The 17,066-nt window shown below is 64.9% G+C and carries 14 protein-coding genes, 2 tRNA genes and 1 pseudogene; 9 read left to right on the top strand and 8 right to left on the bottom strand.

The window, feature by feature from the left end; all coding sequences use genetic code 11:
• The first annotated feature begins 128 nt into the window (after positions 1-128).
• Positions 129-2,255: a tetratricopeptide repeat protein gene (locus EI171_RS19270; RefSeq protein ID WP_028175434.1), complete on the top strand. Its 2,127-nt coding sequence runs from the start codon at positions 129-131 to the stop codon at positions 2,253-2,255.
• 8 nt (positions 2,256-2,263) lie between these two features.
• On the opposite strand, the gene EI171_RS19265 is transcribed toward EI171_RS19270, so the two are convergent.
• On the bottom strand, positions 2,264-2,551 hold the full coding sequence (locus tag EI171_RS19265) for an usg protein (RefSeq protein ID WP_011088370.1): 288 nt from the start codon (positions 2,549-2,551) through the stop codon (positions 2,264-2,266).
• Between the two features lie 378 nt (positions 2,552-2,929).
• Here EI171_RS19265 and EI171_RS19260 point away from each other — a divergent pair, with 378 nt between their 5' ends.
• A complete protein-coding gene (locus tag EI171_RS19260) occupies positions 2,930-3,244 on the top strand; it encodes a co-chaperone GroES (protein WP_011088371.1) in 315 nt (104 codons plus the stop codon).
• 42 nt (positions 3,245-3,286) lie between these two features.
• Complete coding sequence (gene groL / locus EI171_RS19255) at positions 3,287-4,927, top strand: chaperonin GroEL (RefSeq protein ID WP_011088372.1); 1,641 nt, start codon at positions 3,287-3,289, stop codon at positions 4,925-4,927.
• Positions 4,928-5,106: 179 nt separating this feature from the next.
• On the opposite strand, the pseudogene EI171_RS19250 reads toward groL, so the two are convergent.
• The 6 genes and pseudogenes from EI171_RS19250 to EI171_RS19225 all read right to left on the bottom strand — a co-directional run bounded on the left by EI171_RS19250 (position 5,107) and on the right by EI171_RS19225 (position 9,021).
• Positions 5,107-5,393, bottom strand: a pseudogene (locus EI171_RS19250) (GIY-YIG nuclease family protein).
• A 63-nt stretch (positions 5,394-5,456) separates the two neighbouring features.
• Positions 5,457-6,203 (bottom strand): signal peptidase I, encoded by a 747-nt coding sequence (lepB, locus tag EI171_RS19245; RefSeq protein WP_161534401.1) that lies wholly within the window; start codon positions 6,201-6,203, stop codon positions 5,457-5,459.
• Positions 6,204-6,367: 164 nt separating this feature from the next.
• The gene (locus tag EI171_RS19240) at positions 6,368-7,519 is read right to left on the bottom strand and encodes a slipin family protein (protein WP_161534400.1); all 1,152 of its coding nucleotides are present in this window, start codon (positions 7,517-7,519) and stop codon (positions 6,368-6,370) included.
• A 335-nt stretch (positions 7,520-7,854) separates the two neighbouring features.
• Positions 7,855-7,920, bottom strand: a tRNA-Asn gene (locus EI171_RS19235).
• 4 nt (positions 7,921-7,924) lie between these two features.
• Positions 7,925-7,994: transfer RNA gene (locus tag EI171_RS19230), tRNA-Phe, on the bottom strand.
• A gap of 193 nt (positions 7,995-8,187) precedes the next feature.
• Positions 8,188-9,021 (bottom strand): LysR family transcriptional regulator, encoded by an 834-nt coding sequence (locus EI171_RS19225; protein WP_161534399.1) that lies wholly within the window; start codon positions 9,019-9,021, stop codon positions 8,188-8,190.
• A gap of 128 nt (positions 9,022-9,149) precedes the next feature.
• Here EI171_RS19225 and EI171_RS19220 point away from each other — a divergent pair, with 128 nt between their 5' ends.
• The 4 genes from EI171_RS19220 (at position 9,150) to EI171_RS19205 (ending at position 12,761) form a co-directional block, all read left to right on the top strand.
• Complete coding sequence (locus EI171_RS19220) at positions 9,150-9,743, top strand: cysteine hydrolase family protein (RefSeq protein ID WP_028175439.1); 594 nt, start codon at positions 9,150-9,152, stop codon at positions 9,741-9,743.
• A gap of 12 nt (positions 9,744-9,755) precedes the next feature.
• Positions 9,756-10,394 carry a glutathione binding-like protein gene (locus tag EI171_RS19215; RefSeq protein ID WP_161534398.1) on the top strand — a complete coding sequence of 213 codons (639 nt, stop codon included), beginning with the start codon at positions 9,756-9,758 and terminating at the stop codon, positions 10,392-10,394.
• Between the two features lie 110 nt (positions 10,395-10,504).
• Positions 10,505-11,854, top strand: a complete 1,350-nt coding sequence (locus EI171_RS19210) for a caspase family protein (protein WP_110116496.1) — start codon at positions 10,505-10,507, stop codon at positions 11,852-11,854.
• Between the two features lie 82 nt (positions 11,855-11,936).
• Complete coding sequence (locus tag EI171_RS19205) at positions 11,937-12,761, top strand: SDR family NAD(P)-dependent oxidoreductase (protein ID WP_011088380.1); 825 nt, start codon at positions 11,937-11,939, stop codon at positions 12,759-12,761.
• A gap of 73 nt (positions 12,762-12,834) precedes the next feature.
• On the opposite strand, the gene EI171_RS19200 is transcribed toward EI171_RS19205, so the two are convergent.
• A complete protein-coding gene (locus EI171_RS19200) occupies positions 12,835-13,935 on the bottom strand; it encodes a DUF2778 domain-containing protein (RefSeq protein WP_161534397.1) in 1,101 nt (366 codons plus the stop codon).
• A 685-nt stretch (positions 13,936-14,620) separates the two neighbouring features.
• On the opposite strand from EI171_RS19200, the gene EI171_RS19195 reads away from it, so the two are divergent.
• Together EI171_RS19195 and EI171_RS19190 are read left to right on the top strand one after the other, a co-directional pair.
• Positions 14,621-15,142, top strand: coding sequence for a FecR domain-containing protein (locus EI171_RS19195; RefSeq protein WP_161534396.1), 522 nt, complete (start codon positions 14,621-14,623; stop codon positions 15,140-15,142).
• 37 nt (positions 15,143-15,179) lie between these two features.
• The gene (locus EI171_RS19190; protein WP_028175445.1) at positions 15,180-17,066 is read left to right on the top strand and encodes a CHASE2 domain-containing protein; all 1,887 of its coding nucleotides are present in this window, start codon (positions 15,180-15,182) and stop codon (positions 17,064-17,066) included.

Below are 17,066 nucleotides of genomic sequence, written 5' to 3'. Positions count from 1 at the left end.
GCTTGGATCAGCAGCGCGATAACGGGATCGTTCGTAGCTTGCCCGAAGCTGTCGTCGCGAACGGCCGTCGTCTCGTATTCGTTCCCTCGCCGATTTAATCTCGCCGGGAGATTCTGGGGGATTGATTCATGAGCAACAGCGTAGGTCAGCGTGCATTTCAAAATGCCCGGCTTCAGAAGCGGCAGAAAGCCGATGTGCTGCCGTTGCTCGGGCAGGCCCTCCAGTTGCACAAGCAAGGGCTTCTCGCCCAGGCCCAGGCTGCCTACCGCCAGGTTCTGCAGCTGGCGCCCGACCAATTCATCGCGCTGCATATGCTCGGTAGCTTGGAGTCAGATACCAAAAACTATCAGCAGGCCGAAATTCTGCTGAGCCGGGCGGTTGCCGTGGATCCGCGATCTGCCGATGCTCACATGAGCCGAGGCGTCGCGCTGAACGGGCTACGACGTCACGGTGAGGCCTGTGAGAGCTATCGAAGGGCCCTCGCCTTGCGCCCCAACTTCGCCGTAGCCCTGTCCAATCTCGGTAACGCGAGCGTGACCCTCGATCTTCAGGAAGCGCTCGCATGCTTCGACAAGGCGCTCGCAATCGACGGAAACCTTGCCGAAGCCCACAACGGCCGGGGTTGGGTGCTCTGCCGTCTGCGCAATTATGACGAGGCCATCGCCAGCTTGAACCGTGCGCTAGCGATCAAGCCCGCCTATGCCTCGGCGCTGGCGAACCGCGCCCTCGCTTTGCAGGAGCTTCTGCGGATTGACGAAGCCATGGCGGATTGCAATCGGGCAATCGCCGTGGAGCCCAACGATATGAACGGGTGGCTCGGGCGCGCCAGTGTCTGGCTCCAGGTCCAGCACATGGCCGAAGCACTGCACGATAGCGAGAAAGCGATCGCTGTCGATCCCGATGCTGTTCAAGCTCACCTGGTACGGGGCATTTGTCTTGCCGCACTTGGGCGGGTCGACGAAGCCCTGGCCAGTTACGACAGAGCCCTTGAAATCGAGCCTGACTTCCCGAGCGCGATCTCCAACAAGATATTCACGCTCGATTTCGCGGCGGATGCCAGCGTCGAGCAGCATCAGCGAGCGCGGCAAGTCTGGTGGGAGCGGATCGGCGCGAAGTTCGCCTCAGAAGCGGCGAGACCGCACGACAACAGCCGCGATCCGGATCGCCCTCTGGTGCTCGGCTATGTCTCGTCGGACTTCAACGCGCATTCGGCCGCGTTCATATTCAAGCCGGTCCTGCAATACCGTGACCGGGCACAATTCGAGATCGTGTGCTACTCTTGTTCGTCGAAAGTGGATGCGGCGACCGACGAATTTCAAAAGATCGCTGATCGCTGGCGCGACGCCTCGCAATGGAGCGACGATCGCCTCGCCGCCGAGATCCGCGCCGATGGCGTCGATATCCTGATCGATCTATCCGGCCACACCAAAGGAAACCGCCTCGGCGTGTTTGCGCGCAAACCGGCGCCGATCCAGGCCCATGGCTGGGGTCACGGCACCGGCACCGGGCTGCCGACGATCGATTATCTGTTCTCCGACCCGGTCGCGATTCCTGCCGCGGTCCGGCATCTGTTTGCGGAAACCGTTGTCGACCTGCCGTGCTTTGTGACGCTGGAGCCGCTGCCGATCGAGCTTGCGCGGGCCTCAACGCCGGCGATCTCGAACGGCTTCGTCACATTCGGTGTCTTCAACCGCATCAGCAAGATTTCGGACCAGGCCGCGCAGGCTTGGTCCCGGATTCTCGAGCGGGTGCCGGGGTCACGACTGCTGATCAAGGATGTTGCGCTGGACGATCAACTGGTCCGCGACAATCTGCTGGCGAGGCTTGCAACTTGCGGAGTGCCGGCCGAACGCGTCGATCTGCTCGGAACCACCTTGCGAGTCGATCATCTGGCATCGTTCAATCGCGTCGATATTGCCCTCGACCCGTTCCCGCAGAATGGCGGCGTCAGCACGTTGGAAGCCTTGCAGATGGGCGTGCCCGTGGTGGCGAAGCTCGGGAACAGTCTGCCCAGCCGTGCCGCCGGCTCCATCCTCACCGCGCTTGGCCTGCCGGACTGGGTTACGGACAGCGAGGAGGCATATGTCGACATCGCGGTGAGCCGCGCGACTGAGATCGACGACCTCGACAAATTGCGCCGCGAGTTGCCCGGACAGGTCAGGGCTGCGCCCGCCTGCAACCCGGTCGCCTACGCGCAAGCGGCGGACGAGGCCTATCGCGCGATGTGGAAGCGCTATTGCAGCAGCGACGCCTGATCGCTGCGTCAATGCAGCCTGAACACGCCGTCCACCGCACGTAGCTCGGCCGGCTTGATCAGCTTGGAATGCGCGACGGTGACCGAATAGAGGGGACCGTCGAGCTTTTGCTGCCAGAACGCCAGGAAATCGGTCAGCGCCGGGAATTTCGGGAAGAGATCGTAGTTCTGCCAGACATAGGTCTGAAGCAGCGAAGGATGATCCGGCATCCGATAGAGAATTTCAGCCGTCGTCAGCCCGTAACCCAGCACCTGTTTCCGGAAGTCGTCGGAAACAACCCCAACCCGCGAGACCATGCCAACCTCCTTTGCAGGAGCGCATTCAGGGGTGGCTTGATCCGGTACGCTGCTTACGAGCCACCCGGTGGAGATGCGCTCACATGAGAGAAATGTGACGCAAACTGATAATCCATCTCAAGCCCAAAAGTTTAACAAGCTGTTGAAATTCAATGCGTTAGCAGCAGAGACGGCTCCGTGCTAATACGGACCGGCGGACGGTTAACGATGGGAAAGAGATTCTGGCAGCCGGGCCTTCCGAGTGCTTATTTTTCTGCTAGAAGCCCTTGCCCCCGCAAAATTCCTGTCCTATTTCAGCCTCACCCGTGCTAGCACTCGCGGGCACAGACTGCTAACAATCTGAAATCATCAACCCGAGCAATTGCTTAGGAGGACTGCATGAAATTCCGTCCGCTTCACGACCGCGTCGTGGTCAAGCGCATCGACGCAGAAGAGAAGACCGCTGGCGGCATCATCATTCCCGACACTGCCAAGGAAAAGCCCTCCCAGGGCGAAGTCGTCGCCGTCGGCCCCGGTGGCCGCGACGAAGCCGGCAAGCTGATCCCGATCGACCTGAAGGTCGGCGACCGCGTGCTGTTCGGCAAGTGGTCCGGCACCGAGGTCAAGATCGACAGCGTCGATCTCTTGATCATGAAGGAAAGCGACATCATGGGCGTCCTCGACGTCCCCGCTTCCAAGAAGAAGGCGGCCTAAGAGCCCCCTCTCGCCCCCAGCCAACCTCAAGGAAAAATCCAGATGGCAGCTAAAGAAGTCAAATTCTCGGTTGATGCGCGCGACAAGATGCTGCGCGGCGTCGACATCCTCGCCAACGCGGTGAAGGTCACGCTCGGTCCGAAGGGCCGCAACGTCGTGCTCGACAAGTCGTTCGGCGCTCCCCGTATCACCAAGGACGGCGTCACCGTCGCCAAGGAGATCGAGCTCGAGGACAAGTTCGAGAACATGGGCGCGCAGATGGTGCGCGAAGTCGCCTCCAAGTCCGCTGATGCGGCCGGCGACGGCACCACCACCGCGACCGTGCTGGCCCAGGCGATCGTGCGCGAAGGCGCCAAGTCGGTTGCCGCCGGCATGAACCCGATGGACCTCAAGCGCGGTATCGACCTCGCGGTCGAAGCCGTCGTTGCGGACCTCGTCAAAAACTCCAAGAAGGTCACCTCGAACGACGAGATCGCCCAGGTCGGCACCATCTCGGCCAACGGCGACGCGGAGATCGGCAAGTTCCTGGCCGACGCCATGAAGAAGGTCGGCAACGAGGGTGTCATCACCGTCGAGGAAGCCAAGTCGCTCGAGACCGAGCTCGACGTCGTCGAGGGCATGCAGTTCGACCGCGGCTACATCTCGCCCTACTTCGTCACCAACGCCGACAAGATGCGCGTTGAGATGGACGACGCCTACATCCTCATCAACGAGAAGAAGCTCTCCTCGCTGAACGAGCTGCTGCCGCTGCTCGAGGCCGTGGTGCAGACCGGCAAGCCGCTGGTCATCGTCGCCGAGGACGTCGAGGGTGAAGCCCTCGCCACCCTGGTCGTGAACCGCCTCCGTGGCGGCCTGAAGGTCGCGGCCGTCAAGGCTCCGGGCTTCGGCGATCGCCGCAAGGCCATGCTGCAGGACATCGCGATCCTGACCGGCGGCCAGGCGATCTCGGAAGATCTCGGCATCAAGCTCGAGAACGTCACGCTCAACATGCTCGGTCGCGCCAAGAAGGTGATGATCGACAAGGAGAACACCACGATCGTCAACGGCGCCGGCAAGAAGGCCGACATCGAGGCGCGCGTGTCCCAGATCAAGGCGCAGATCGAGGAAACCACCTCGGACTACGACCGTGAGAAGCTCCAGGAGCGTCTCGCCAAGCTCGCTGGCGGCGTCGCGGTGATCCGCGTCGGCGGCGCGACCGAGGTCGAGGTGAAGGAGCGCAAGGATCGCGTTGATGACGCGATGCACGCGACCCGCGCGGCTGTGGAAGAAGGCATCGTCCCGGGCGGCGGCGTCGCCCTGCTCCGTGCTTCCGAGCAGCTCAAGGGCCTGCGCACCAAGAACGACGACCAGAAGACCGGCGTCGAGATCGTGCGCAAGGCGCTGTCGGCTCCCGCTCGCCAGATCGCGATCAACGCCGGTGAAGACGGCTCGGTGATCGTCGGCAAGATCCTGGAGAACAAGACGTACGCCTACGGCTTCGACTCCCAGACCGGCGAGTACGTCAACCTGGTCACCAAGGGCATCATCGACCCGACCAAGGTGGTCCGCACCGCGATCCAGAACGCAGCCTCGGTTGCGGCGCTGCTGATCACCACGGAAGCCATGGTCGCCGAGCTGCCCAAGAAGGGCGGCGCCGGCCCCGCAATGCCTCCGGGCGGCGGCATGGGCGGCATGGACTTCTAAGCGACGAAGTCGTCCCGGACGCGGTGCAGCGCGAAGCGATGCACCGCAGATCCGGGATCTCGCTCCACGAACACGAAACCCCGGCAGCGATGCCGGGGTTTTTGTTTGTGGCGCAACTCTCCCCACCCCGTCATTCCGGGGCGCGCGAAGCGCGAGCCCGGAATCCATAACCACGAACCTTAGTTGGCTATCCCGGAATAGAGATCATCCCAACTCGGGTTCTGCTCCTCGATCAAGCGCGTCTTCCAATCCCGACACCACTTCTTGAGCTCCTTCTCGCGTGCGATGGCGCTCGCGGGGTCGTCGTAGATCTCGAACAAAACGAGCTTGTCGATGCCATACTTCGTCGTGACGCCGGGGACGGCTTTGCTCCTGTGCTCGTAGACACGGCGCACGAGATCATTGGTCACGCCAATGTAGAGCGTGCCGTGCTCCTGCTCGCGAGGATGTAGACGTAGTAGGCCATTCCATCCGCCTGGGGTTATGGATTCCGGGCTCGGCGCTTTGCGCCGCCCCGGAATGACCAAAGCTACCACACCTTCCCCATCCGCTCGCCTCGCAAGCGGCCGTCGGCGTCGAGGGACCAGAAGATCCGCGTCACCTTGCCGACGAGATGGTCCATCGGGACGAAGCCCATCGCCGACATCATGCGGCTGTCGGTGGAGTTGTCCCTGTTATCGCCGAGCGCGAAGAAATGGCCTGGCGGCACCGTGTAGACGCTGGTGTTGTCGAGGTAGCCATTGTCGACGCAATCGTAGGTCAGATAGCTCGCGCCGTTCGGCAGCGTCTCGCGCCAGCGCTTGATCTTCGTGCCGTCGTCGGTCCCGCAGACGGCCCCGCCCGCCACGCTCGCCAGCGCGACGCGGGTCACCGGCCTGTCGTTGAGGACGAGTTGCCCACCGCGCATCTGGACCCGGTCGCCCGGCAGCGCCACCACACGCTTGACGTAGTCCACCGAGGCGTCCTTCGCCGTGCGAAACACGACGACGTCGCCGTAGCCGGGATCGGCGGCAAAGAAACGGCCCGAGATCCAGGATGGCGCATAGGGAAACGAATAGCGGTCGTAGCCGTAGGCCGATTTTGCGGCGAAGACGTAGTCGCCGACCATCAGCGTCGGCGCCATCGAATTCGAGGGGATGTTGAACGGCTGGTACAGGAAGAAGCGAAACAGGAACGGCGGCGACCACAGCACCGGGACCAGCAGGATCAGGATGACGATCGCCTTCCATTCCCGCGATTGCGCCGAGGGGCGGATCGTTTGCTCAAGAGTGGTCATGGGCTTGCCCTGATCAAGACCGTGATCGTCATCGTGATGATTACGCAACCCTTGCGGGCGCGCAATCCCCTCGCAGGATTTTGGTCGCACGGGCCCGCTTGCGCGTTCACCGCAAGCGAGGACAACGCAGATATGAAGGGCCGCCCATGGGCGGCCCCTCTGCTTCACGCGCTCTCGGGCGCCTTCAGGCGCACGAGCCGGGTCAGGAGGGCATCGAGGCCCTCGCCGTTGCCGGCATGGAGGTCGATGCGGCCGACCTTCTCGACCAGCCGCTCCAGCGACTCCAGCTCCTTGAGCCGCAGCAGCAGGGGGTTCTCCTCCATCAGGCGGGCGGTGTTCAGGAGCGAACGCGTTGCCGCGGTCTCCTCCTGCCGGCGGATCAGGTTCGCCTTCGCGACCCGCTCCGCCTCCACCACCTTGTTCACCAGCTCCCGGATCTCGCCGGGCAGGATCACGTCCTTGACGCCGAGCTCGGTCACCTCGACGCCAGACTCCGCGATGCGTGCACGCACATAGTCGCGCAGCTCCGCATCCAGCGCCGCCTTCGCAGACAGCACCTCGTCCAGCGTCCGGCCGGCGACCGCCTCGCGGATCGCGAACTGCACCAGGCGGTACAGCCACGCATCCACGTCGGGCACGGTCGCAACCGTGCGCTCGGGATCGACGATCCGGCGGAACGCCGTCAGCGTCACCCGCAGCGCGATGCGATCCTTGGTCAGCATCTCCTGCGCGGTGATCTCGACCGCCTGGGGCCGCAGGTCGAGGCGCTTCACCTCGATCTTGCGGCCGACGGTCCAGAAGGCGTGCCGGCCGGGCGCAAGCCGCTCCACGAGCCGGCCCTCGACGTAGAGCAGGCCCGCCTCGTGGTTCTCGACCACCGCTTCCATCACGACGGTCGAGCGGTTGCGCTCGATCATGGTCAGGTGCCGCGCGCCGACCTTGGGATCGGCGGACACATCGATGCGCTCGACATCGATGCGGGTCGCGACCTTCCAGTAGACGCGCACCTGCCAGGGCGTCATCAGATGCACGGGCCGGCCGTCGAGGCTGACGATGGCGATCTCGTCCGCCTTGGTCTCGACCGCCTCGAACAGCTCGGCGGCGAGATCAGGCCGCGCGGCCTTCAGCACCGCGTAGCGATCCGCAGAGAATTCGCTGCGAACCACGTCGAGCACCTCGGCCTTCAGCTCGTGCAGGGGATCGAACAGCCGGTGCTTGCCGGGCGCGAGCACGCGCACGAGCTGCCCGTTGCGCGTCAGCAACGCACGCTCGCCATCCTTCACCGTCACGTTCAGCATCAGCAAGTGCCAAGTCATGGCACGCCTCCTTCATTTGCGCCCGGCCGGATGCCGGACAACAGGCTTCGTTTGCAAAGGACGTGAGGACGCGGACGACGCTTCCCGGGAAATCGGCGGGCCTGGGCTTGAGCTTGCGTGACGACGGGCGCACGCGCGCGATCGCTCGACGCGTGTCGAGCGGTCATGCGGAGCCACCCGGCATCGGCGCAAGCGGTATCTACCCGCGGCGCAAAGCCGGTCTCACAGTGTCTAGGTTCGGACGGAAAGCCTTTCGGCAAAACGGCCGGACTGCGACTGAAGCGCGCGTCCGGTCCTCGTCAGAGGTGTCAGTTTTTCAGGCTGACCCGGAGCGATGGAGCGGGAATCGAACCCGCGACAAGATGATTAACAGTCATCTGCTCTAACCAACTGAGCTATCCTTTGTGCAAGAGACCGGAATCGAACCGATGCCTTCGGGCGTTCAGCCCGACGCTCTCCATGAGCTACGTCCTGCGTTTCTCCTTCATTCGGCGGAACACGAAACCGGAAACCGGCCCGCGCCAGTCGGGATCTCAGAGAGCCCGAACCCATGGCCTAGCGAAGGAGCGGGCTAATAGACGAGGCAGGTTCGGGATGCAAGGGGGAAAGCTGAGATTTTTCGTCACGCGCCTTGCGCTGTGACGTGATCGTCACACCGCGACGTGACGTCAACTGCGCGACGTCTCCTGGAAACACGCCCTCACCCAGTCGATCGTCACGCGCGTTGCGGCGTCGCGCTTGAGGTGGTTTTGCACGAGCAGCCAGACGTCGCGCCGCTTCGGCAGCAGCGTGGCGCGCAGGCGGCGATCGCCGAGCAGGTCCGTGCAAACATGCTCCGGCAACACGCCGGCGGCCTGATGCGCGCGGATCAGGTTACGGATGACGCGAACGTTGTCGGTGACGCAGCGCGCGCGGGCTTGCTTCATTCGCAGGAATTGCATCTCGGGAATGGCACCGAGCTCGTCCGGATAGGCGCACAGCATCGGCTCGCCCTCGGTCGTAACAGGCTCGAAATAATAGAGCTTGATGTCGCCGAGCCTGGAGATCGCGAAGTCACCCTTGTCGGGTTTGCGCAGCCGGATGGCGAGATCGGCCTCCCAGCGCGAGAACTTGACGTTCTCGCTCGAGGTAAGGAATTGCAGCGTCAGGCCGGGATTGGCGCGCAGGAAGTCGCTCGCGCGCGGCGACAGCACCTCCTCGGCGACCGTGTTGGTGGAGGCGATGCGCAGGCGTCCCACCGGACCTGCCAGGCTCTCGCCGACGCGGCCGATCTCGGCGGCATGTGCGGCCATCGCCTCGACATGCGCCAGCACCGCCTCGCAACTCCGCGTCGGCCTGCGGACGCCGTCGGCGGCCTCGAACAGGCGCAAACCGAGCGCACGCTCGATGCGCGACAGCCTGCGCCCGACCGTCGTCTCGTCAATGCGCAGCCGCGCGCTGGCGCCCGCGTAGGTGCCTTCGTCCCTGACGGCAGCGATGATGCGCAGATCGTCCCAGTTCATTGTTTGAGGTTATACCGGCCGGGCGCAGCCTGCAATATTGCAGCCACCCGCTGCAATATCCCTGCATATCGGCAGGCACTCCCGGGGCTATGTTCGCAGCGCCTTTTGCCCCGGAGATTTCCAAGACCATGACGACCGCAAAGACCCTGCTGCAGCTCGCCGGTGCCGATCTCAACCCGCCGCGCCTTGGCGACGCCGCGCTGGTGCTGATCGATATCCAGAACGAATATCTCGCAGGCCCTCTCGCGTTGCCCGACGCCCGCGCTGCGATCGCGCGGGCGGCTGCGCTCCTGGCGCGGGCACGCGAGAGCGGAGCCGCGATCATCCATATTGCCCATCGCGGCAAGGCCGGCAGCCTGTTCGATCGCGGCACCGAGCGCGGCGCCATCGTCGCCGAGCTGAGCCCCCGTGCCGGCGAGCTGGTGATCGAGAAGGAGTTGCCGAATGCGTTTGCCGGCACGGATTTGCAGGCGCGCCTTGCCGCAACCGACAGGAAGAACATCGTGCTGGCCGGCTTCATGACGCATATGTGCGTCAGCTCCACGGCGCGCGCCGCGCTCGACCTCGGCTTTCGTACGACCATCGACGCCGACGCCTGCGCCACGCGCGACCTGCCCGACGGCCGCGGCGGCACGCTGGACGCCCGGACCATCCACGAGGTTGCACTCGCCGAGCTATCCGACCGTTTCGCGATCATCGCGCGCGGCGATGCGCTGAAATAACGGAGCAACGCGATGCTGCAACTCTATTTCTCGCCGATGGCCTGCTCGCTCGCGAGCCGCATCGCGCTGATGGAAGCCGGCCTCGATGCGCACTATCATCAGGTGCATCTCTTGACGAAGCAGGTCGTGGACGACGGCAGCGACTTTCGCGGCGCCTCGCCGAAGGGCGCGGTGCCGGTCCTGGTCCTGGAGAACGGCGAACGGCTGACCGAGTGTGCGGCTGTACTGCAATACATCGCCGATCTGAAGCCGGAGACGGGGCTCGCGCCGCGGTCCGGCGATCCCGATCGCTATCGCCTCCAGGAATGGCTGAGCTTCATCGGCACCGAGATCCACAAGGCGTTCCTGTTTCCGACCTTCTGGTACAAGGACGACGGCTCGCTCGCCAAGCCGCGTGCACGCATCGCGCAGACATTGTCGGTACCTGCCGCGCACCTTGCGGGCCGCGAATTCCTCGTCGGCCACAGCTTCACCGTCGCGGATGCCCACCTCACCTGGGCCTTGCTGCTGCTGCGTCCCGCGGGGGTCGACGTCGCGCAATGGCCATCCCTGGCGGCCTATCTCGAACGCATGCAGGCGCGCCCCGCCGTGCGGGAGGCGATCGCAACCGAGATGGCGCTGCGCAAGACCGTGGCGGCGAACCTGGCGTGACAGGTTGTCACGGCCGGCAAATTTGACGGTTCCACAGCGAGGCCATTGATGCCGGCGCGGCATGCGCTAATCTGGAGGAATATTTTTCAATATTTCCCTGGAAGGCATTCATGCGTGCTCCTTCTGGAATTTTGCCTCGATTTTTCCTGGCCCTCCTCGCCTGCTGGCTGTGCCTGGGTCCCGCATCGGCGGAGACTAGGGTGGCGCTGGTGATCGGCAACGGCGCCTATGCGTCGACGGCGCAGCTTCCCAACCCGCCGCACGATGCCGAAGACGTAGCAAGCTCGCTCAGGCGCAGCGGTTTCGAGGTGCTGGAGGGCATCGACCTGCGCCAGGCCGACATGCAGGACCTGACCATCCGCTTCGCGCGCGCGGCGAGCCGGGCCGACGTCGCCATGTTCTACTACAGCGGCCATGCGATGCAGTACAACGGCGTGAACTACCTGATGCCTGTCGACGCCGTGCTGACTGATGAAGCCGACCTCAAGCGCTTCGTGCGGGTCGACGACATCGTGAACGACCTGCAACAGGCCAAGAATCTGCGTATCCTGGTGCTCGATTCCTGCCGCGACAATCCGCTGGCGGAAAGCCTCAAGCGCTCCGCGACTCGCGCCGCCTCGCTCGGACGCGGTCTGTCAAAGGTCGAAGCGCCGCGCGGCACGATCGTGTCGTTCTCGACGCAATCGGGGCAGGTCGCAGCCGATGGCACCGGTCGCAACAGCCCCTACACGACGGCGTTCCTGAAGCACATCGAGGAGCCGCAGGAGATCGGCGACGTATTTCGCGACATCAGCAGCGACGTCTATGACGCCAGCGGCAAGACCCAGCTGCCGGAGCTATCGCTCTCGATCATCGGCAAGTTCTACCTGAACGGGCCGGTGGCGGTCACGGTCGCGCCGGCGGCCCCGCAAGCCGCGCCGCGGCCCGATCCCTGCGCCGCCGCGGAGGCCCATTGGAAGGCTGCGGATGGCATCGGTACGCTGGGTGCCTACGAAGACCATCTCGCCCGATTTCCGAATTGCATCTTCGCAACCCTCGCCAAGGCGCGAATTGAAGGCCTGAAACAGAAGACGGCGCTTGCGCCGGCGGCCGGCAACGCCCGAACCGGCGGCAGCAAGGACTTCGACGGCAACTGGGACGTGACGTTGAACTGCCAGGCGACCGGCAAGGCGCAGGGCTTCACCAGGCCCCTGTCCGCCACCGTTGCGAACGGCGTGTTCCACGCCGAGGCGCAGAGCCTGAACGGCGTCAACCGGCTGGAGATCGATGGCCAGATCCCGCCGGACGGCAAGACGACCTTGAGCGCGCGCGGCACGACAGGGGCAAGCACTTACACCCTCAATAACCTGCCGCCCGGCTCGCCCTACGCCTTTACGGTCGATGCGCAGTTCGAACGCACCCGCGGCAGCGGCAAGCGCAACGAGGCGCGTGCCTGCAACCTGGTTTTCGTCAAACGCTGATCGTGCGATATCGCGCAGTGCAGGCGAAGGCGATCGGCCTCGATCCCGCAGCGGACTGACACCTCACGACAGGAAGAAGATCATGACGTCGCATGACAGGGCGAAGGTTTTGGCAGGAAAGACTGCGCTGGTGACCGGGGCGGGGCGCGGGCTCGGTCGCGCCTTTGCGGAGAAGCTTGCCGCGCTCGGCGCCGACGTCGCCATCCACGGCATGCGCGAGAACGGACCGGCGGAATATGGCGAGGGTACCACCCTCACCGCGGTTGCCGCTGAGATCGGCCGGCAATTCGGTGTCCGCACCCAGCGCGTGCTCGGCGATCTCACCAAGGGTGAGGACATCGCGCGTGTGATAGCCGAGACAGAAGACGCGCTCGGGCCGATCGACATCCTGGTGCACAATGCCGGCGGCGACATCGCAGCCGCCGGCGGCAAGCCGGACCCGAACGACGCGGTGAATATCAAGGAGGCCGATGTGCGCGCGGTGCTGGAGCGCAATCTGCTCTCGACCATCCTGACCTGCCAGGCGGTCGCGCGCGGCATGATGGAGCGGCGCCGCGGCCGCATCGTCACGCTTGGCTCGGTCGCCGCCTTCAAGGGGCGCACCAACGGTGCGATCTATGCGGTGTCGAAGGCCGGCGTGACCCACTACACGCGATGCCTGGCCGACCAGCTCCGCCCCTACGACATCGCCGTCAACTGCATCGCACCGGGCGATACCCGCACCGGCCGCTTCCTCGGCACGCGCGCGGTGGACCCTGACCGGATGGTCGAGACCGGCACGCTCGACCGCATCGCGACCGTTGACGAGGTCGCGCGCGTCGTCGAATTCTTCGCCGGTCCCATGGGCGCGTTCGTCTCCGGCCAGGTCCTCAGGATCGACGGCGGCGGACAGTGCTGGCCGGGCTGAAGCGCGTCCACAACGCAGGACAAAGAAAAGGGCCGCTGCAAGCGACCCTTTTCTCATCGAGAATGAACCGGGATCAATCGACCCGCGCCAGCACCGCGAGCTTGCGGATGCCCTTGTTGCGGTAGGCGTCGAGGAACGCGTAGTAGTCCTTGAACGACACGCAGCCGTTGGAGTCGCCGTTCGGCCCGAGCATGAAGGTGTGCGCGAGCAGGCCGTCGCGGCCGTAGATCGCGCTCTCGCCGCCGATCGGGGTCAGGCGCAGCGCCGGCACGCCGTGGAACAGCGCCTCGCGCGGCTTCAGCGTGTAGATGTGCGGCGGGGTCACGCCGCGCATGCGGACGCGCGAGGAACGGGGATCATCGAGATTGGAGCCGAGGCCGGAATGCGCCTCGAGCTTGGTGCCGTCGGGCAGATAAACCGTCTTGGCGGTGATGTCGTAGACCGCGGTGTCGCGCTCATAGGGCGCCGAACCGCCGAGCATGGGGTTCTGCTCCCTCGGCGCGATGGACGCGGTCACGCTGGCATCGGCCGAGGCATAGGCGAGCAGCCCGCCGGAGGACTCGCGCTTGCCCCAGAGCTTCTCGACCATCGACTGGCGCGGCCCGGTGATCGACATCACCGCGGCCTTGGCGCGATCGGCAAAGGATTTTGGCTTCGCTTCGGGCGCCGGCACGATCTCGGCCGGATCGGCCGAAGCCAGTTGCATCTGAGCATCCGGAGCGCGCTTGGCCTTGGCGGCATCCGCGATCTTTTCAGTGCTCTTGTCAGTGGCCTTGGCCGGGGCGGACGGCTTCAGCGCTTCGGCGACCTTCGCGATCACGCCCGGCTTCGCGGTGTCGGCGACCTTCGTCGTGGGAGCCTGAGCTACGGCACTCGCCGCATTGGATTCCACTCCTTGCGTCGCGGCCGCGGCAAAGCGCTCGTTGAACATCTCGCGCGAGATCGGCGCGGCGACCTGCAAGCGGTCGGGCAGGAGCGCAAAAGCTTCCTTGATGGCATCGCCCGCCTCGCGCAGCGCGACCTTGGGCGCGCGCTTGATCACGGGCTCGTCGTAACCGTTACTGCCGACGGTCGGATAGACGCTGGCGGCGAAGATGTTGCTGTAGACGGTCCAGCCGGCGCCAAGCACGACGCAGCCGATCAAAGCGGCGCCAAGCACGTTTTTGGTGGTCATTTTCCGGGAAGGCTTCCGATGTGGATTCTTGCCAGGATTTTTGGACTTCCGTGCCGCGTTACTCTGCGCAGCGATACTCGTACTCATTCGCCTTGCGTCCAGGACGGTGTCACTCAGTCCCCCTTCGAAGTGCCGCTGCTGGTCAGGTTCCGGGAACAGCATCTCGCAGAGGGTCGGAGCGTCATTAAGGCGACTTTTAGTTAAATGCGGATTAAGTTCGGGCAGATATGGGGCAACTCGTTAATGCCGTCCCATTTCGAGAAAAAAGCCCGCAGAACTACGGACTTAGACGCTTCTGTTAACTATAATTCTCGGCTGGATCGGTGCGGTCAGCGGACGTCTTTGACGGCCTCTCTAGGCGCATCCAACCAAGTCATTTTCGTGGTCTTCAATGCGGCCTGACCATAGCGGTGAAGCGTTGCGCGAGGCTGGTCGCGCTGGCCATCCCTCCGTCTTTCGGCGCACCGATGTCAGCGGAATGGCGGCAACGCACACACACATCACACATCGCACTGAGCGCTCACGCAGCACGGCGCCGTGACCGAAAGTTGATCGCGCCGGTCTGGAAAAGGCCGCAGCGACGAAATAGCTGCGAGACCCGGCACTTTTCAGCAGCCTCTGCGCGTGATACGGTACCGTATCAACATCGCCTTGAACTGTGCCACGCACGCAAACGGAGGCTGGCATGAGAGGGATCGCACGTGCCGGGTTTTTCGCCCTGGCGTGGTCGTCGTTGTTGACGGGATACGTGGCCGCGCAGCCCGCCAATGCGGGCTGCACGCCGTCGCCATCCGCCGCCGGCACGCAAACCTGGCGCTGCAACAACGGCATCACCATCGTTGCGGAAAACGGCGCCAGATTTGAACTTAAGGACGCGAACCGCGACGGACATATAGACTCCGTGGAGTTGAGCAGCAAAGCGCTGCTGGTCGAGGTTCCCAAAAAGCCCGGCGGCAATCCCTTCAAGGTGCTGACACCGCAGGCGATCGCCGCGGTGCGGGGCACCCAATGGGCCGTGGACGTCGCCGATGCAAAAACCTCGGTCTTCGTCGCCGACGGCCGTGTCGGCGTCAGCCGCAGGAGCCGCGGACGCGGCGTCGTTCTGGGCCCTGGCGAAGGCGTCGATGTCGAGGCAACCGGTCCATTGACCGTCAAGACATGGGGCCAGCCGCGCGTCGACGCGCTGATGGCAAGACTGGGTCAATAAGGCCCGGACGACAAAGCGAAGAAGATTGCAGTACGTAATGACTAGACGCGTTCAGATCCTGGTGCCACTCGTCCTCACCGCGCTGTGGGGTGCAGGCATCTATGCCGCTCACGCCAACGGCCATCTGCGCTTTCTCGACCGCCTCGAAGCGACGCTGACCGACCTGCGGACGCAAATCCGCGGCGTGCAGGCTCCGCCCGATCTCGTCACCATCGTCGCGATCGACGACACCGTCGTCAAACGCGGCGGCAGCTATCCCTTGCCGCGCGCCGATCTCGCCCGGATCGTCGACACCATCGTGCAGTTCAAGCCGAAGGTCGTCGCGATCGACCTCTTGCTGGTCGACCGCAGCGCCGCGATCGGCGATGCCACTCTGGCCAACACGCTCGCCACCGGTCCCATGGTCCTGGCCGCCGCAGCGATCTTCCCGTCCGCCAGCGAGACCGTGGAGTCCAGCAGCCGGGGCCCCCTCGCCGTCCTGCCGCAAGCCGAGCGCTTCCTGCTGCCCTTGCCCGCATTTGCCGACCACGCCGAGGTTGGCGTCGTCAACGTCGCGACGGGACAGTCCGGCTCGCCGCTCTCGATACCGATGCTGTTCCGGACGCACGACAAGGTCGAGCTGTCGTTCCCCTTGCGGGTCGCGACCCGCGCGCTCGACAAGCCGCTGACGATCGCGCCGGATCATCTCATGCTCGGCGATCGCGCGGTGCCGACCGACACCGACTTCGCGCTGCCGATCACCTATTACGGCCCGCGCCGCACCATCCGCACCGTCAGCGCGCAGAGCATCTTCGACGGCACGCTCAGTCGCGCCGCCATCGAGAACCGCATCGTCGTGATCGGCGCCTCGGTCGCCGGCGGCGGTGATTTCTATCCGACGCCGTTCGATTCCCTCATGCCCGGCGTCGAGGTGATCTCGACCGCGATCACCCATCTCGTCGCCGGCGACGGCATCGTGCGCGACCGCAAGGTGCATATCGCCGACGCGCTTGCCGCCATCCTGCTGCCGGTGCTGCTGGTGGGCTTGCTCGCCTGGCGGCGCAGCGCGCTCGGCATCATGGCGGCGGCGGCGGTGATGATCGCCTGGGCCGGGCTCAATCTGTTCGCGTTCACGCACGGGGTCTGGCTGAACGCCGCGACCACGCTTGCGGCCGCGGTTCCGCCCGTTGCGATCTTTGCCGGCGTGCAGCTATGGGCGGGAGGCCGCCGCACGCAGTATTTCGCCGCCAAGAGCAGGTCGCTTGCGCTCTTCCAGGCACCGGCCGTGCAGGAGTGGCTGGCGCGCGATCCGAACTTCCTGTCGAAGCCCGTCCGGCAGGATGCCGCCGTGGTCTTCATCGATCTCTCCGGCTTTACGGCGCTGAGCGAACGGACCGATCCGGACGCGCTCAGGGATCTCCTGAAGGCGTTTCACGCGTTGATCGACAAGGCGGCAGTCGATTGCGGCGGCATGGTCACCGGCTTTCTCGGCGACGGCGCCATGCTCCTGTTCGGACTGCCGCACGCCATGCCGGATGACGCGGCGCGTGCGCTGAATTGTTCGATCGACCTGCATCGCGGCGTCGAACGCTGGATCGCCTCGCTGCCCCCTGCGATCGGGGGCCAGCTCGGTTTCAAGATCGGCGCGCATTTCGGCCCGATCGTCGCCTCCCGTCTCGGCGAAAGCCACCAGCACATCACAGCGACCGGCGACACCGTCAACGTCGCAAGCCGGCTGATGGAGGTCGCCGCCCAGAACGATGCGCGGCTCGCGCTGACCGACACGCTGCTGGATGCGGCCGACTTCCACGGCACTCCCAACGGCGTCCTGACAGGCCCCCTGCTCACGCAGGTCCGCGGCCGCTCCGGCGTCGTGACCGTCTGGTTCTGGCGCGACCGGCACAGGCCGAGCCAGGCCACCGCCAAGGCCGAGATGATCGACTGA

The sequence above is a fragment of the Bradyrhizobium sp. LCT2 genome, from assembly GCF_009931255.1.
GTDB lineage: Bacteria > Pseudomonadota > Alphaproteobacteria > Rhizobiales > Xanthobacteraceae > Bradyrhizobium > Bradyrhizobium diazoefficiens.
This window is presented reverse-complemented; position numbering and strand designations above follow the sequence as displayed.

Excerpts from the sequence above, each read along its gene's own strand:
- EI171_RS19190 (WP_028175445.1), top strand. The coding sequence starts at position 15,180 with ATGACTAGACGCGTTCAGATCCTGGTGCCACTCGTCCTCACCGCGCTG.
- groL (WP_011088372.1), top strand. The coding sequence starts at position 3,287 with ATGGCAGCTAAAGAAGTCAAATTCTCGGTTGATGCGCGCGACAAGATG.
- EI171_RS19200 (WP_161534397.1), bottom strand. The coding sequence starts at position 13,935 with ATGACCACCAAAAACGTGCTTGGCGCCGCTTTGATCGGCTGCGTCGTG.
- EI171_RS19265 (WP_011088370.1), bottom strand. The coding sequence starts at position 2,551 with ATGGTCTCGCGGGTTGGGGTTGTTTCCGACGACTTCCGGAAACAGGTG.
- EI171_RS19260 (WP_011088371.1), top strand. The coding sequence starts at position 2,930 with ATGAAATTCCGTCCGCTTCACGACCGCGTCGTGGTCAAGCGCATCGAC.
- EI171_RS19210 (WP_110116496.1), top strand. The coding sequence starts at position 10,505 with ATGCGTGCTCCTTCTGGAATTTTGCCTCGATTTTTCCTGGCCCTCCTC.
- EI171_RS19240 (WP_161534400.1), bottom strand. The coding sequence starts at position 7,519 with ATGACTTGGCACTTGCTGATGCTGAACGTGACGGTGAAGGATGGCGAG.
- lepB (WP_161534401.1), bottom strand. The coding sequence starts at position 6,203 with ATGACCACTCTTGAGCAAACGATCCGCCCCTCGGCGCAATCGCGGGAA.
- EI171_RS19270 (WP_028175434.1), top strand. The coding sequence starts at position 129 with ATGAGCAACAGCGTAGGTCAGCGTGCATTTCAAAATGCCCGGCTTCAG.
- EI171_RS19220 (WP_028175439.1), top strand. The coding sequence starts at position 9,150 with ATGACGACCGCAAAGACCCTGCTGCAGCTCGCCGGTGCCGATCTCAAC.
- EI171_RS19205 (WP_011088380.1), top strand. The coding sequence starts at position 11,937 with ATGACGTCGCATGACAGGGCGAAGGTTTTGGCAGGAAAGACTGCGCTG.
- EI171_RS19195 (WP_161534396.1), top strand. The coding sequence starts at position 14,621 with ATGAGAGGGATCGCACGTGCCGGGTTTTTCGCCCTGGCGTGGTCGTCG.
- EI171_RS19215 (WP_161534398.1), top strand. The coding sequence starts at position 9,756 with ATGCTGCAACTCTATTTCTCGCCGATGGCCTGCTCGCTCGCGAGCCGC.
- EI171_RS19225 (WP_161534399.1), bottom strand. The coding sequence starts at position 9,021 with ATGAACTGGGACGATCTGCGCATCATCGCTGCCGTCAGGGACGAAGGC.